The sequence below is a fragment of the Methylorubrum thiocyanatum genome, from assembly GCA_014138645.1.
Classification (GTDB): domain Bacteria; phylum Pseudomonadota; class Alphaproteobacteria; order Rhizobiales; family Beijerinckiaceae; genus Methylobacterium; species Methylobacterium thiocyanatum.
On sequence record JACJIB010000007.1, the window covers coordinates 74,243 to 87,553 of the forward strand.

At 72.4% G+C, this 13,311-nt stretch carries 16 protein-coding genes; 2 read left to right on the forward strand and 14 right to left on the reverse strand.

Annotation, left to right across the window (positions count from 1 at the left end):
- Nucleotides 1-21: 21 nt before the first annotated feature.
- Genes HNR51_RS19090 through HNR51_RS19145 form a run of 12 tightly spaced genes read right to left on the reverse strand, consistent with a single transcriptional unit; the run spans nt 22 to nt 10,057 of the window.
- Nucleotides 22-1,104, reverse strand: coding sequence for a DUF2793 domain-containing protein (locus tag HNR51_RS19090; protein WP_182556030.1), 1,083 nt, complete (start codon nt 1,102-1,104; stop codon nt 22-24).
- A 26-nt stretch (nt 1,105-1,130) separates the two neighbouring features.
- The gene (locus HNR51_RS19095) at nt 1,131-5,033 is read right to left on the reverse strand and encodes a baseplate multidomain protein megatron (RefSeq protein ID WP_182556031.1); all 3,903 of its coding nucleotides are present in this window, start codon (nt 5,031-5,033) and stop codon (nt 1,131-1,133) included.
- A 26-nt stretch (nt 5,034-5,059) separates the two neighbouring features.
- The gene (locus tag HNR51_RS19100) at nt 5,060-5,518 is read right to left on the reverse strand and encodes an NlpC/P60 family protein (protein ID WP_182556032.1); all 459 of its coding nucleotides are present in this window, start codon (nt 5,516-5,518) and stop codon (nt 5,060-5,062) included.
- 7 nt (nt 5,519-5,525) lie between these two features.
- Nucleotides 5,526-6,419 (reverse strand): phage/gene transfer agent baseplate hub protein, encoded by an 894-nt coding sequence (locus HNR51_RS19105; protein WP_182556033.1) that lies wholly within the window; start codon nt 6,417-6,419, stop codon nt 5,526-5,528.
- A 10-nt stretch (nt 6,420-6,429) separates the two neighbouring features.
- Nucleotides 6,430-7,071: a DUF2460 domain-containing protein gene (locus HNR51_RS19110; RefSeq protein ID WP_182556034.1), complete on the reverse strand. Its 642-nt coding sequence runs from the start codon at nt 7,069-7,071 to the stop codon at nt 6,430-6,432.
- An 11-nt stretch (nt 7,072-7,082) separates the two neighbouring features.
- On the reverse strand, nt 7,083-7,709 hold the full coding sequence (locus tag HNR51_RS19115; RefSeq protein WP_182556035.1) for a phage tail tape measure protein: 627 nt from the start codon (nt 7,707-7,709) through the stop codon (nt 7,083-7,085).
- On the reverse strand, nt 7,696-7,938 hold the full coding sequence (locus tag HNR51_RS19120; RefSeq protein ID WP_182556036.1) for a phage tail assembly chaperone: 243 nt from the start codon (nt 7,936-7,938) through the stop codon (nt 7,696-7,698). Before HNR51_RS19120 ends, HNR51_RS19115 begins: the two co-directional genes overlap by 14 nt.
- Nucleotides 7,935-8,261 carry a gene transfer agent family protein gene (locus HNR51_RS19125; protein WP_012453335.1) on the reverse strand — a complete coding sequence of 109 codons (327 nt, stop codon included), beginning with the start codon at nt 8,259-8,261 and terminating at the stop codon, nt 7,935-7,937. Before HNR51_RS19125 ends, HNR51_RS19120 begins: the two co-directional genes overlap by 4 nt.
- A gap of 2 nt (nt 8,262-8,263) precedes the next feature.
- On the reverse strand, nt 8,264-8,674 hold the full coding sequence (locus HNR51_RS19130) for a phage major tail protein, TP901-1 family (RefSeq protein WP_182556037.1): 411 nt from the start codon (nt 8,672-8,674) through the stop codon (nt 8,264-8,266).
- Nucleotides 8,675-8,704: 30 nt separating this feature from the next.
- Complete coding sequence (locus tag HNR51_RS19135) at nt 8,705-9,124, reverse strand: DUF3168 domain-containing protein (RefSeq protein WP_182556038.1); 420 nt, start codon at nt 9,122-9,124, stop codon at nt 8,705-8,707.
- Nucleotides 9,121-9,459, reverse strand: coding sequence for a head-tail adaptor protein (locus HNR51_RS19140; RefSeq protein ID WP_012453338.1), 339 nt, complete (start codon nt 9,457-9,459; stop codon nt 9,121-9,123). Before HNR51_RS19140 ends, HNR51_RS19135 begins: the two co-directional genes overlap by 4 nt.
- 22 nt (nt 9,460-9,481) lie before the next feature.
- Nucleotides 9,482-10,057: a head-tail connector protein gene (locus tag HNR51_RS19145; RefSeq protein WP_182556039.1), complete on the reverse strand. Its 576-nt coding sequence runs from the start codon at nt 10,055-10,057 to the stop codon at nt 9,482-9,484.
- 33 nt (nt 10,058-10,090) lie between these two features.
- Between HNR51_RS19145 and HNR51_RS19150 the strand changes: the two genes are divergently transcribed.
- Nucleotides 10,091-10,837 (forward strand): trypsin-like serine protease, encoded by a 747-nt coding sequence (locus HNR51_RS19150; RefSeq protein WP_182556040.1) that lies wholly within the window; start codon nt 10,091-10,093, stop codon nt 10,835-10,837.
- 147 nt (nt 10,838-10,984) lie between these two features.
- The gene (locus HNR51_RS19155) at nt 10,985-11,830 is read left to right on the forward strand and encodes a S1 family peptidase (RefSeq protein WP_182556041.1); all 846 of its coding nucleotides are present in this window, start codon (nt 10,985-10,987) and stop codon (nt 11,828-11,830) included.
- A gap of 67 nt (nt 11,831-11,897) precedes the next feature.
- Here HNR51_RS19155 and HNR51_RS19160 read toward each other — a convergent pair whose 3' ends face one another.
- Both HNR51_RS19160 and HNR51_RS19165 read right to left on the reverse strand, forming a co-directional pair.
- Nucleotides 11,898-12,143, reverse strand: coding sequence for a hypothetical protein (locus HNR51_RS19160; protein WP_182556042.1), 246 nt, complete (start codon nt 12,141-12,143; stop codon nt 11,898-11,900).
- Between the two features lie 11 nt (nt 12,144-12,154).
- Nucleotides 12,155-13,252, reverse strand: coding sequence for a hypothetical protein (locus HNR51_RS19165; protein ID WP_182556043.1), 1,098 nt, complete (start codon nt 13,250-13,252; stop codon nt 12,155-12,157).
- Between the last annotated feature and the right edge of the window lie 59 nt (nt 13,253-13,311).

Below are 13,311 nucleotides of genomic sequence, written 5' to 3' on the forward strand. Positions count from 1 at the left end.
TCGAGCGGTGCGGCGAGCGGCCTAATCGAGGCCCTCGAACAGCAGCGAGAACAGGATGTTGGTGGTGGGGCGCGCCCCGCTGCTCGACACCATCTTGAGGCACCAGCGCTGGTCGGCGTCGAAGACCGCGCTGTTGACGAGGTCGGCCGCTTGGTTGGAGCCGGCCCCGGAAATCGTGCAGGTCAGGGCGGTGTCGGTGACCAGGTTCTGGAGCGTGAAGGTCCAGCTCTCGCCGGCCCCCGGAGCGCCCTGGGTCACCACCCGCAAGTGCCGGAACCGTCCCCGCCGGCCGGCGGCGGCGTAGACCTCGCTCTGATGGCCGCCGACGAGGGCGTGGGTGAAGTACCGCGTCGCCCCGGCGGCGACGGCGCCCGGCCCGCTATTGCCGGCGATCACCTGCCCGGTCAGCACCGGCACGTCCGCGCTCGTGATGCGCCCGGAGAACGCCACCCGCCCCGTCGTCCGGTCGATCCGCAAGGCCTCGAACCAGTCGCCGCCATTCGGCGAGACTTTGACGCGCAGCTCGTCGTCGCCGGTCAGGCCGATCTCGGCGCGGGCGGAAAATCCGCTCTGCAGCAACAGGGAGAGGACGTTGCCGGACGCCTGCTTGTTGAGGGTGTAGCGCAGATCGCCGCTGCCGCCCTCCGCGGTCGTCAGCGCGGTCCAGAGCGCCTTGTTGAGCTTGGCCGCGAAGGGGTTCTCCGCGTCCGCCCCGGTGCCGATTCCGAGGCGGGACAGGTTCTGCAGGGCGGTGAGCGTGGCCCGCAGCGGCGTCCAGGCCGAGCCGGTGAAGAGGTAGGGCTCGGCCTCGTCGGCGACGTAGGCGGTCCAGCCCGCCTGCGGCTTGAGCGACAGCCATGCCCCGTCCTGAAACCGGGCGATGCGGCCGGACCAGCCGGTCCAGGCGCCGTCCGGATTGCCCGCGGCGATCAGGTAGCGGTCGCCGTCAGCCGGGTTCGCGGGCGGCGCGGCGCGGTCCTTGTCGAGAACGGTGAGCTGCACCAGCGTGTCGAGCAGCGCCAGCGCCTCGTTGTGGGTGACGTGCTTCTGCGCTTGCCCGCCGGCGATCAGCGGCAGGGCGAGGCTCGGGGTTGCGTCGGCCATGGGCTACTCCGTCGCGGGATCGGATGTCAGGTGCGCAGGCTCACCCGCGCCCGGCGGGCCGGACCGGGGCCGGCCAGCCTGCCGAGCTGGGCTACCGAGAAGGCGATCTCGGTCAGCGCCGTGCCGAAATCGGCGATCTCGTCGGCTCCGGCGTAGAGCGCGCTCGTCGCCTCGGCGGTCAGGCTGCGCAGGGTCCGCCCCTCCTGGCCGAGGATGTCGACGCGGTAGCCCTGGCTGTCCGTGTCCAGCGGGATGTCGGCCGGCTCCCAGGCGTCGGCGTCGCGCCGCGCCCGGCGGGTCCAGCTCAGGCGGATGCCCTCGGCCTCGCGGCGGGCGCGCAGATGCACCGGACTCAAGGGGAGGAAGGCGGTCAGGTCCGCCGTCGCCGCGAAGCCGACGACGCTGGGATCGGCCGGATCGCGCTCCGCCGCGCCGACCCGGTAGAGGAAGCGGCGGCCGGCCTCGTCGATCCGATCGACGAGGGGCCCGACGGCGCCGTCGTCGAGACGGACGATCAGGCTGCCCGCCTCGGCCCGCCGGCCCGCGGCGGCCTCGCTGCCGGCGAGCCCCCGCAGCAGGCCGGAGAACCGCCATGTGCCGGCGCCGATCAGCTCGGCCTTGGCCGCCGACAGGATCTCGGCCGCCCCGTCCGCGCCGAGGAGCGCGAACAGGTTGCCGCCCGCGAGCGCGGCGGCCTCGCCGATCGAACTCAAGCCGTCCGCGTGGCGCAAGGCGACGTCGAGGCGGGCGTTGCGGTCGAAGCGCCAGAGCGGGCCCGGCGGCAGCGGGGTCAGCGTGCGGCCGAGGCAAGCCGGATGGTCGAGGCTGCGGTGGAGCCCGAACGGCGCCCCCTCCCCGGCCGCGCGCCAGACCGCGACGGCGCCGGGCCAGGGATCGGCCGACACCGCGAGGTAGGAGAGCGGCACCGGATCGCCGCGCTCCACCGGCAGCACCAGCGGCAGGGCGAAGACCGGCCCCGGCAGGGCCGGCGGCATCCGGCCGGGTCGAGGCAGGCTTGTGGCCGATACGGGATCGGGCCGGGGGAGCGGCACGCCACGGGTCTCGATCCGGCGGCCCGTGGGCCCGTCGTCGATGCGGGTGATGCGATGGAGCGTCCCGCGGGTGTCGCCCGGGAGGGCGACGAGGTCGCCGGGCTCCAGATCGATCCGGCACGGGCTCACCCCGAAGGCCGCCGTGTCGCGGCCCGCGAGCGCGGTGTCGAGGACGGCCTCGGCGAGCGCCTGCGCGGCCTCGCGCCGGGTGACGACCGCCGCCTCGACACGCACCTCCTGCCGCCGACCGCCGGCCGGGCGCGCGGCGGCGGCGGTGGCACGGCGGTAATCCGAACTCTCGCTATCGGAGAAGCCGATCGCGAGGGCGTGCGGCAACTCGCTCTCCTGCGCCCGCACCCGGCGTAAAGGAGCATCCTCCTCGCCGAGGACGAGGTCGCCCGCGTCGATTACGGCGGGCGCGCGGCTCCGCCCGTCGCGAATCCGCAAGCGGCCGGCGGTGACCGAGACGTCGAGGCCGAACAGCCGGACGAGCGGCTCCAACGCCTCGCGGGCCGAGAGCGGCCGGTCGAGGACGGCGCCGTCGAGGAAGCCGGCGGCGTCGATGTCGAGTGGCGCATCGATGCCGAGATCGGCCAGGATCGCCGCGACCAGCCGGTCGAGTTCCAGCCCCTCGATCCGGCCGGTGATCCAGTGGCCGAGGTCCCAGTTGGCGGCGTCCGACCACACGCTGGTGAAATCGGGAAAGGCCGGGAAGGGCCGCGCGTCCCAGGCCCAGACGAAGATGTCCTCGGCCGCGATCATCCGGCCGCCATAGAGTGGCGAGACCGGATTGTGAGCCGGCTCAAAACCGTCAGTCTGAGGGTCGAACCGGGACAGGACGGCATCGAGGCCACGCGCTTGGATCAGGTCGTCGCGGGTGCCGCGGGAGAAGGGCGGGCGGGCGTTCTCCGAGGATTTCGGATCGGGGAAGACGTTCGGCCCGTTGGTGCCGCGATCGACCGCCGGAATGCCGATCTCGGTGAGCCAGATCGGCTTTCCCCGCGGCACCCAGGCGGTCGGCCCGGTCTCGACGCCGCCCTCGCGCTCGACATGCGGGTTCGACCACCACGCCACCAGATCCTTGGCGCGGTAGATCCACGGCTTGCCGTAGGCGCCATCGGTGATCGGCGTGCGACGCTGCGCGGCGCGGTCCTCGGGGCTGGCATAATACCAGTCGAACGCCTCGCCCGCGCCGAGGCGGCTCTTGAGATAGGCGCGGTCGTAGGGGCTCGCGGCCTCCGCCGCGTCGCGGTGATCGGACCCGTCGCGCCAGTCCGACAGGGGCGGGTAGTAGTCGATGCCGACCGCATCGATAGCCGGATCGACAAAGAGCGGATCGAGGGGGAAGCGCAGGGAGGCGCCGCCCGCGCGGACGTGGGCGCCGTATTCGGTCCAATCGGCGGCGTAGACGAGGCGGACGCCTGCCCCGAGTCGGGCACGGACCTCGGTCGCGAGGCGGCGCAGGTGATCGACGGCCGGGTAGGCGCCCGCCGGTCCGCGCACCCGTGTCAGGCCGACGAACTCGCTGCCGAGGACGAAGCCGGCGAGCCCTGCCCCCGCCGCCGCCCAGCCGGCGGCGAGGCCGGCATAGTGCCGGATCATCGCCCCATAGCCCCGTGGGCCGGTGAAGAAGGCGGCGACCTGATCGGCGGCCGCGGCCGCACCGTCCGGACTGCCGGGGTGATCGGGCGCGGGATCGCAGGTGATGCGCCCGCGCCAGGGATAGGCGGCCTGCACCGCGCCGGCCCGGTACGGGTCCGGCAGGGCGTTGCCGGCCGGCACATCCATCATCACGAAGGGATAGAGCACGACCGCGAGGCCGCGGCGCACCAGCTCTGCCACCAGCCGCCCGAGGCCGGCATCGGACGGCGTGCCGCCATAAGCGGCTGTGTCACCGGCGCGGGAGACGGCGTGTGCCGTCGCGCGGGTCAGCCCGGCGACGGACCAGGGCTCTCCCGTCGTTGCCTTCACGGTCGCATCGACCCGCGGCATCACCGTGCAGTGGCCGGCGCGCAGGTCGTCGCCGAACCAGCTCGTCACGACCGACACCCGCGCGAGGTGCGGGCAGAGCGCCTGAAGCGCGTCGAGGGAGGCGACGACGTCGCTGGCGCCCTGCAACTGAAAACGATTAGCCGGCTTTGTAGAACCCAATCCCGCATCCTCGCTGACGGCGAGCGGGTCGAGGCCGAACTCGGTGGAGCCGGGGATCAGGCACACCGCTCGGATCCTGTCGGCCAGCCCGGCCACGGGGCGGATCACCTCGAAGGCGAATTGCGGGATGCGGTTGCCGAAGGCGGCGAGCGGCAGGCGCTCGAACACGATATAGGCGAGGCCGCGATAGGCGGGCGCGTTCTCCGCGCCCTCCTTGGCGACGATGAGCGGGTCCGGCTCCTGTGCCGCAGAACCGGTATGGATGCGGAAGGCGAGCGTCGTCAGGTCGAGTTCGGTGCCGTCGGCCCAGATCCGGCGCACCAGGGCGATCTCGCCGGCGCAGAGACCGACCGCGAGATTGGCGAAGTAACTGTAGGCGGTGCGGACCGTCCTCTGCCCGCCGGCCCCTCCTTTCGCTCCGGAGCGGCTGCGCTCGACGGTGGTGTTGGCGACCTCGAGCGGGCGCGTCGCCCAGATCAGGGTGCCGCCGATACGGGCGCGACCGTAGACGCGGGGCATCGGTGCGCCCTCGGTGGAGGCGAGGCCGCCGAGTTCGGAGAGCCGCGGGCCATCCACGAAGCGCGGGCTGGTACCGGTGCCGAACAGGGCGTCGTCGAGGGCCGCTCCCCCGGCCGCGCCGGCGACGCGCCCGATCATCCCGCCGATGGGACCGCCGAGGGCATTGCCGACCGCCTCGCCGGCCGTCTGCAGGACGAGCGTCGTCATTGGCGGAGCCTCCTGTGGCGGACGGTTCAGGACGGTTCGGGGAAGCGGAAGGCGTGGGCGAGGTGGCGGCGCCACCACGGCGTCAGCGCGACCTCGGTCACCGCCGCTCCGTCATGGGCATGGATCATCGCCGCTGGACCGGTGGCGATGGCACAATGCTTTGCCGGCAAATGTGAGCGGAAGGCGAAGAGCAGGACGTCGCCCGCCCGGGGTCGGTAAGCAGCCAACGGCTCGGTGATCGGCACGAGGTGACGTTGGGCAGCGGAAAGCAGCGGGTCGTCGCCCGATGCCGATTCAGCCCAGGAGGCGGCATAGGGCGGCGGCGCCTCCGGCTCGGGGCCGAGCACCGCCCGCCAGACACCGCGCAGCAGGCCGAGGCAGTCGCAGCCGACGCCCTTCAGCGAGGCTTGGTGCCGGTAGGGCGTGCCGGCCCAGGCTCGGGCCTCCGCCACGATCCGCCCGGCAAGCGGTGACGCGTCGTCCATGGCCACCTCATCGGAACAGGCTGGAACCGTCGAGGCGCGCCCCCGCATCGGGGCCGGCGCGCAGCACGAAGTCGTTGCCGGGCATGTGCGGGAAGCCCTGGAAGTTCACGGTATTGGCGAAGCGGTCGCGGCAGGCGGTAAGGCTCTTGTCGCAGCCCGCCGTGAGGGTGAAGGCGTCGCCGGAGGCCGCCGGGCGCGGCGGCGGGTCCCAGAGATCGAGGATGACCATCTCGGCCTCGCGGCGATGGCCGCGCAGATCCGCGCTGCCGCCGGCATTGGCGCCCCCGTCCCAGGTGAGGCGTCCGCCGGAGAACCAGCCCGCCGCGAATGGGCCGGCCAGCGCGACGGTGAGCCGGCCGGGCTCGGGCAAAGCCCGCACCGTGCCGGTGGTGCGGAAGCGCGGATCGGCGAGGCTGACGCGGCAGCGGCCATCGCCGAGATCGGCGTCGCAGGCGGCGCGGAAGCTGCGCCCGACAGTGACGTCGAGGCGGTGCATCAGTCCGCGCAGTTCGGCGACGAAGGCCGAACCCGCCCGCCGGATCTCGCCGAGCGTCGCCACGTCGAGGAGCAGGCGCGCCTCGGGCTCGGCCCAATCGACCAGCCAGGTCTCGACCCCGGCCCCGTCGTAGAGGCCCGCCGCCACGTCCGCCTCGGTGATGCCGGCGGAGGTGAGCGCCCCGGCCACCTCGCCGCCGCCGACGGCGAAGCCCAGCTCCGCGCTCGCCTCCGCGGCCTCGAGCCCGCTTCGGGCGGCGTAGGTCACGCCACCGAGGGACAGGTCGCGGTCGTGGTCGGTGAAGCCGAGGACGAACCCGTCGCGGCGGCGCAGGGCCCAGCAGCGGCAGAGCGTCGTCGCGCTCTCCTTCAGGCGCGCGGCGAGGGCGGGCGGGATGGCGCGCATCGGCTTCCCCTCAGGGCACGATCTCGATCAGCGGGATCCGCGGCACCTCGCCGGCTGTAAAGGCGGCGAGATCGACGGTGAGTTCGTCGGTGTCGAAGCGCACCGGCACGTCGAACTCGAAGCCGGCGGCGACGGCAGCGCCCGGCGGCGGCACCGCGTCGGCGGCGAAGGTGAGCTGACCGGTCGCGGGATCGATGGTGAACTTCTGGGTCGGGACCTCGGTGCCGTTCACGGCCACGCGCACGCTGCCGGCCACCGGCTTGACGATGGCCCGGCGATAGGCGTCCGGCCCGCTGCCGTAGGTCTTGGCGAGGGCGAAATGGCGGGTCGCGCCGTCGCCGGTGCCGATCCGCTGGTCGGTCGGCGCGGGTGGCCGCGAGGGTGGCCCGGAGCGGTGATCGACCCGGTCGCGGTAGCGGAAGCCGTAGAGCCGGCCGCGCCGTTCCTCGAAGAAGCTCAACACCGCGTGCAGCGCGTCGAGGGTGCGGATGCCGAGTCCGGCATCGTAGCGGCGGCGGGAATCGGCCCAGCGGCTGTTGCGGTGCTCGCGGCCCGAGGCCAGCGTCACGATCTCGGTGCGCCGCACCGGACCGCCGCTGCCGCGTAAGGCGACGTCGAGGGGGAAGCGCACCTCGTGGAAGTCGGTCGGCATCGCGGTGCTCCTCACAACGCCCGGCGTCCGCGCGCCACCGCGCGGGCGAGGCGGGCAGCGACCTGGGCTTCGGAGCGGCGGAAGCCCTCGATGTCGGGGGTCGCGATGTTGACGGTGACCGCGACCGGGCGCTCGGCCCCGCCCGCGGCGACGCCGAGGCGGCCGTCGCTGCCGCGCCGCAGCGGCAGGATCGCCTCCGGCCCGGCCTCGCCCATCAGGCCGGTGCCACCGTCGGAGCCCGCGAGCGGGAAGTAGGTCGGCGCCGCGACGACCCCGCCGGCCGCGAAGGGCCGCACCTGCCCGCCACCCAAGACCCCGCCGAGGCGGAACGGCACGATCCGCCGGTCCGAGACGAGGCCGCCCTTGGCCAGCGCCGTGGTGCCGCCCGCCTCGGAGGCCGCGCTGAGCAGACTGTCGACGAGGCTCTTCACCCCCGCCTTCACCGGCGCCAGCGCCGCCTTGACCGCGACATTGGAGAGCTTGCTCGCCAGGGAGCCGAGCAAGCCGTCGAGCTGGCGCCCGGCATTCAGGTTGCGGTCGAAGGCCGAGGACAGGCTCTGGCCGAAGCGCTGCGCCAGCTTGTCCAGGGTTTCGAGCTGCCGCGCGCGCTCGGCGGTGCTGCGGTCACTCTCGGTCATCGCGGGCCTCCGGATCGGGATGGGCGGCGAGCAGCCGGTCGAGATCGGCCCGGCTCGGTGCGTCGGGCACCGGCCGGTTCAGCCCCGCCGCGGCGGCGAGTTCGCGGGGCGTGGCGGCCCAGAGGTCGCGCGGGCGCCAGCGCAGGGTCGCGAGACCGAGCCCCAGCACCGAATCCCACGGGAAGGCGGAGACGGGCGTCTCCGGCGCGGGGCTTCCCGTGAGGATCAAGGGTCCGCGGGCGGTGCCACGCCGAAGGCTGCCACCAGCGCCTCGCCGAGTGCCGCCGTCACCGCAGCGAGGCCGCCATCGAGGGGCAGCCGGGCGACCGCCTCGTCGTCGAGGGCGTGGCCGCCGCCGCGCAAGGCCGCGCCGAGCAGCGCGATCACGTCGCGGGCGGCGAGCCGTCCCCCGGCGAAGCGCTCGGCGAGGCCGGCGAGGTCGCCCGCCCGGAGCGCATCCTCCAGTTCCGCGAGCGCCCCGAGGGTGAGGCAGAGCGTGTAGCGCTCCGATCCTAAGGTCAGCGGCACCTCGCCGCGTCGACGGTTGGCCATGCTCACGCCCCCGCGAAGCTCAAGGGACCGGCGGAGTCGAGGGCGATGTCGAAGGTCACCTCGCCCGCATGCTCGCCACGATATTCGAGGCTCGTGATCTGGAAGAGGCCCTCGATCGTGCCGAAATCCGGCACCACGATCTGGAACAGGCCGATCACGCCGTCGAAGAACATCTGGCGCAGGCGCGCGTCGGAAGCCTCGTCGCGGAACACGCCCGAGCCGGCGACCGCGGCGCGGCGCACGCCCGCACCCGCCAGCAGCTCGCGCCAGCGCCCGGCAGAATCGGCGTTGGTGACGTCCACCGTCTCGGCGTTGAAGGCGAGTTGCCGGGCGCGCAGGCCCGCCACCGCGACGAAGCCGCCAGCCCCGTTGCTGACCCGGACCAGGAGGTCCCTGCCCTTCTGTGCGCTCATGCTCGCGGCTCCGGTTTGCTGGGAATGCGGTCAGGCGGCGACTTCGGTCACCGCCTCGAAGGAGAGGGTCGCGCGCGCCTCGCCGGTGCGCTCGTCACGCAGGCTGGTGAGGCTCTTGAGGCGCAGGAGGACGAGGGTGTGACCGCTCGGAGAAAGGTCCGCGGCGTCGAGGCTTCCGGCGATGCGCTCGGCCGCCTCAAGAGCCGAGCGGGCCGAGCCCGGCTTGGCGAAGACGGTGAGAGCGAAGGCGTGGCGATGGCGCCGGGCGCCGTCGACGGAATCGTCGCTTACCTCGCTCGGGCCGAACAGGGCGTAGACCGGCGCCACGCCCCGCGGCGGCTCGTCGTAGAGCCGCAGGCGGCCGCCCATCAGCGCGACGAGGGCGGTATCACCCGCAAGGTGTGTGAGGAGGGCGGCGCGCAGCGCCAGGAGCGGGCTCGATGCTGTCACGGGGCGGCCTCCTCGATCACCTCCTCGACCTCGCAGACGAGGTCGCGGCGGCGCCCGTCGGGGTCGTCCGCGGCGCGGATCGCGAAGCGGCGGGTTCCGTCGGCGAGCCGCATCGCCGGGGTGATGCCGGGCCGGTAGCGCAGACCCACCCGGTAGAGACCGGGCCGGTCGCTGCGCCCGCCGCGAGGCGCGGCGGCGCCGAGCGCTTCCAGCGAGCCCCACAGCACCGGTCCGGCGACGTAGCGGCGGAGCCGGCCGCCGAAGCCGTCGGGCTCGTCCACCGGGAGTTCGAGCACGAGGCGCCGTCGCCGCGCGCCGAGCGGCCTGCGAGTCATGGTCGGTCTCCATGCGATGAGGTCAGAGCCGCATCCGGCGGCAGGCGGCGGCGAGACCCGCCGCCTCGGGCGGCAGCGCCCGGGGCGGACCCGCGCCGCCCACATCGCCCCGGTTCTCGAACCAGTCGGCGACCGTCAGGCGCAGGGCCTGGACCAGCGGCTCGGGCACAGGCGGTCCGTCGCCGCCGCAGCCGGCGCTCACCTCGATCAGCGCGGAGGCCGCGCCCAGCGGAGGCAGGTCCGGCCCGAAGCTCAGGCAAGGCGCCTCCCACGGATCGGGGCCGATCCGCACCGGCCCCGGATCGATTTCGGTGAGCGTCCCGCGGGCATCGACGAGGCCGGCGCGGAGCACGGCGACGAGGGGGCTCAGCGGCAGCGGCAGCAGGCCGAGCCGGGGCCAGGCCGCCAGCACCACCCGGAAGCGAGCCGGCCGCAGCAGCCGGCGCGCTTGCGCCTCGACCGCGGCGCGCGCCGCCGGGATCAGGCGGGCGATCAGCGCATCCTCGGCGGTCTCGTCGGAGGCGAGCCGGAGATAGGCACGCATCTCCGCCACGCTCACCGGCTCGACGCCGGTCTCCTCGACGCGTATCGGGGTCATGCCAGCCTCTCCTGAAAGCGTCTCTCGCAACCGATGCGCGCGCCGAACCCGTCCGCCGCCCGCCACGCTCTCCGGGCCGCGGCGCTCGCGATCCTGCTCGGCGCCGCTCCGGCGCAGGCCATCGTCGGCGGCCGGGAGGGCGCCGGGATACCGGGCGCGGCCTCGGTGGTGATGGTGCTGACCTCCGGCGGCGGGGTCTGTTCAGGAGTCGTCGTCGCTCCCGACGCAGTGCTCACCGCCGGCCATTGCGTGGCCGGGGTGGGCGAGAACCGCGTGCATTACCGCGACGCGGCGGGCCGCCCGGTCCTGGCCGAGGTCGCTGCCCGCCTCCTGCATCCGGCCTATGACGGCGACGCCATCCGCGGGCGCACCCGCTCGATCGACCTCGCCTTGCTCCGCACCCACGATCCCCTGCCCGCCCGGTTCGCGCCCGCCCCTCTCAGCGCCGCGATGCCGCGGGCGGGCCAGAGCCTGACGCTCGCCGGCTACGGCGCGGCGCGGGGCAACGACCGGCGCTCGATCGGCCGCTATCGCGGCGCGGCGCTCTCCGTCGTCGAGCCCTATGGTCCGAGCCGCATCCTAGTGTGGCTGAAGGCGCCGGGAGCCGGCGGCTGCCAGGGCGATTCCGGCGGGCCGATCCTCGATGGCGAGGCCGTGGTGGCGCTCGCCGCCTGGGTGAAGGATGCCTGCGGCGGCCTCACCCAGGGCATCCTGCTCGGACCGCAGCGCGACTGGATCGACCGCACGCTCTCCGGCTGGGGCGTCACGGCCCGCTGGTGACGTCCTTAACGGATCGTGACTGCGGCGCCGCGGCCCACGCGGAACCGGAGCTTGGCCGCCGAATTGCCTTCGGATACGCTTCAACCGGTCCGGGATTCGGCCGCAGCCCCCTGCGGAGCGGGCCCAGGCCCTGGGAGAACAGAAAAGATGGTTGCGAGCCCCCTTCGCGCGTGCCTGTTCGGTGCCCTGCTGGGGCTCGTCCCGCTCTCGGCGCAAGCCGTGGTGGAGGGCCGCACCTCCCGCGATCCCGGCGGGCTTCGCGCGTCGGTGGTGCGGATCGAGAGCACGCAGGGCGAAATCTGCTCGGGCACCCTGATCGCCCAGGACATCGTGCTCACCGCCGCCCACTGCGTGATGCACAAGGCCGGCTACAACGTGGTCGTGGTCGATCCGAACTTCCGTCAGCGCCGCCTGCGCGCCGTGGCGGTCTCGATGCATCCCGAATTCGTGCCCGGCACGACGCCGGAGGAGCAGCCGGGCATCGACCTTGCCCTGATCAAGCTGGAACAGCCGGTCGGCGCGGGCTTCCGCCCGCTCGATCCCCGTGGTGGTGCGATCACCACCGGCGACAATGTGGACATTGCCGGCTTCGGGGTGCTCGCCGAGAACCGCCGCAACACCGCGCGGACGCTGCGCACGGCGCATCTCGTCTCGATCGGCTCGCTGCAGGTCGCCAACCGCGTCACCGTCGTCACGGATGCGCGCCGCATGGCCGAGACCGCGGGCGCGGGCGCGTGCCTGGGCGATTCCGGCGGCCCGATCCTGCGCAGCGGCCAGATGGTCGGCGTGGTGAGCTGGTCGAGCGGCGCCATGCGCCAGGACCGGCGCGCCCGCACCGCCTGCGGCGGCTTCACCGCCGTGACGCCCACCGGCGAGCACGCGAGCTGGATCGCCTCGCGCACTGCCGAGATGGAAGCGATGCCCGCTGACATGGCGGCAGCGCAGGCCGGACGCACCGAGTGGATGGCCCGGCCCGGCCGTCGCCGAAACTGAGCCGGCACTCCGTCACCGAGCTTGTCATCAGGAAAGAAGAGCCGGCCGGAGACCGGCTCTTTCGCGATCAGAAGGCCTTGGCACGGCCGGAGACTTTAACTTCGACATCGAAATCGCCGAAGTGATCGGGCAACTCGCCGGCTGCCGAGAGTGATTGCGCGAAGACCTTCATGGCCCAGTTGCTGCCACTCTGGTTCAGACCGAGCCCGACCGCCAAATCGTCTCGACCGGCCACGTATTTCGAGGCGAAGGCATCCTTCGCAGCCTGGGCAGCCGGCTTGGACGACCGCAGCTTATCGCGCTGGTTCGACATGATCGACTCCCTCAATGGCCTGTATAGATATCTAGATCGAGTTGCTCGAGAACCAAACCGATCGGGTTCGCATAGGTGATACCGTATGTACCCCTGCTGCGGGTTTCGGTTCCGGCAAAGAGCAGGGCTGCGGGGCGCCCATCCTTCGTGAAGATGATGGAGCCGCTGTCGCCACCCTTGGAAAATTGACCGTCCCTTCCTTCGATCGCGATCTGCCCATCGAAGCGAGCAAGTTTCGCGCCGGAACCGAAATCCATCTGGACGACGAGGTTGTCGACCTCGACGGCCGTCACGCTTCCCTTGGTGTATCCCGTGGTTCGCCCAACCTTGTGGACGAAATCCTGTTCGAGGAGCAGGTCGTCGATTGCACCAACAGGCCAGACATTCTTCGCATCGTGCGGGTCGCTGAAGCGATCGGGATCGCATCCGACATCCGCCAAGAGATAGGCGAAGGCGCAATCGACGCGGTTCACGGCACCAGGGGAGAAATCCAACTCGACGAACTGATAGAGCGCTGCGACGCCATCCGCCGCATTGCCGTGTTGTCCGCCATCGGCTCTTCCCGGCTGGAGGATGATGTCACCCGGTCTGGCCCTGTTGTTGTTCGCCAGGACATGATTGTTCGACAGCAATCCGATGCCCCCACCCTGACGGCTACGGCAGAAGCAGCCCAATGTTCCAGCCGTGATGCGGCGATGACCGACCGAAGCCCCGATCGTCAGGGGACGGTATCGTCCCCCATTGAGGACAGCACGGCGCCGGGCAGGTCCCGTGAAGATGACCCGGACTTCACCACGGGCGATCCGTGCAGCGCGCTCGACGACTGGATGCTGGCGCAACTTGTTGTGCTGAATGAAGATGCCAAGCTGCAACTCGTCTGGATTTGCATTGTGTCCATCCGAGCGCAGGATTCCGACGGCGATCATCTCTCTCGGATCGACCTTCCTCTGTCGGCGCGCAGCGGCAATATCTTCGTAGACTTCGGTGCCCGACATTGGACCGAATGTCGGACCCGTGTTGTCGACGCCCCGTGCGGACAAAATCTCTTGGAACCTGAATGCGTCGGCGAAAACCTCGGCCTTAGCGTTTTTCACCCCGTCGAAATTCATACCACAGCTTCCCGACGTTACTACGGTCGCATCTTAAGACACATTCAAGCGCTGCGGGA

What these genes read in the sequence shown, in the direction of transcription:
- HNR51_RS19160 (WP_182556042.1), bottom strand. Translation starts at nt 12,143, where the DNA reads ATGTCGAACCAGCGCGATAAGCTGCGGTCGTCCAAGCCGGCTGCCCAG.
- HNR51_RS19110 (WP_182556034.1), bottom strand. Translation starts at nt 7,071, where the DNA reads ATGCCGACCGACTTCCACGAGGTGCGCTTCCCCCTCGACGTCGCCTTA.
- HNR51_RS19155 (WP_182556041.1), top strand. Translation starts at nt 10,985, where the DNA reads ATGGTTGCGAGCCCCCTTCGCGCGTGCCTGTTCGGTGCCCTGCTGGGG.
- HNR51_RS19105 (WP_182556033.1), bottom strand. Translation starts at nt 6,419, where the DNA reads ATGCGCGCCATCCCGCCCGCCCTCGCCGCGCGCCTGAAGGAGAGCGCG.
- HNR51_RS19130 (WP_182556037.1), bottom strand. Translation starts at nt 8,674, where the DNA reads ATGAGCGCACAGAAGGGCAGGGACCTCCTGGTCCGGGTCAGCAACGGG.
- HNR51_RS19150 (WP_182556040.1), top strand. Translation starts at nt 10,091, where the DNA reads ATGCGCGCGCCGAACCCGTCCGCCGCCCGCCACGCTCTCCGGGCCGCG.
- HNR51_RS19145 (WP_182556039.1), bottom strand. Translation starts at nt 10,057, where the DNA reads ATGACCCCGATACGCGTCGAGGAGACCGGCGTCGAGCCGGTGAGCGTG.
- HNR51_RS19115 (WP_182556035.1), bottom strand. Translation starts at nt 7,709, where the DNA reads ATGACCGAGAGTGACCGCAGCACCGCCGAGCGCGCGCGGCAGCTCGAA.
- HNR51_RS19165 (WP_182556043.1), bottom strand. Translation starts at nt 13,252, where the DNA reads ATGAATTTCGACGGGGTGAAAAACGCTAAGGCCGAGGTTTTCGCCGAC.
- HNR51_RS19100 (WP_182556032.1), bottom strand. Translation starts at nt 5,518, where the DNA reads ATGGACGACGCGTCACCGCTTGCCGGGCGGATCGTGGCGGAGGCCCGA.
- HNR51_RS19140 (WP_012453338.1), bottom strand. Translation starts at nt 9,459, where the DNA reads ATGACTCGCAGGCCGCTCGGCGCGCGGCGACGGCGCCTCGTGCTCGAA.
- HNR51_RS19090 (WP_182556030.1), bottom strand. Translation starts at nt 1,104, where the DNA reads ATGGCCGACGCAACCCCGAGCCTCGCCCTGCCGCTGATCGCCGGCGGG.
- HNR51_RS19125 (WP_012453335.1), bottom strand. Translation starts at nt 8,261, where the DNA reads ATGGCCAACCGTCGACGCGGCGAGGTGCCGCTGACCTTAGGATCGGAG.
- HNR51_RS19095 (WP_182556031.1), bottom strand. Translation starts at nt 5,033, where the DNA reads ATGACGACGCTCGTCCTGCAGACGGCCGGCGAGGCGGTCGGCAATGCC.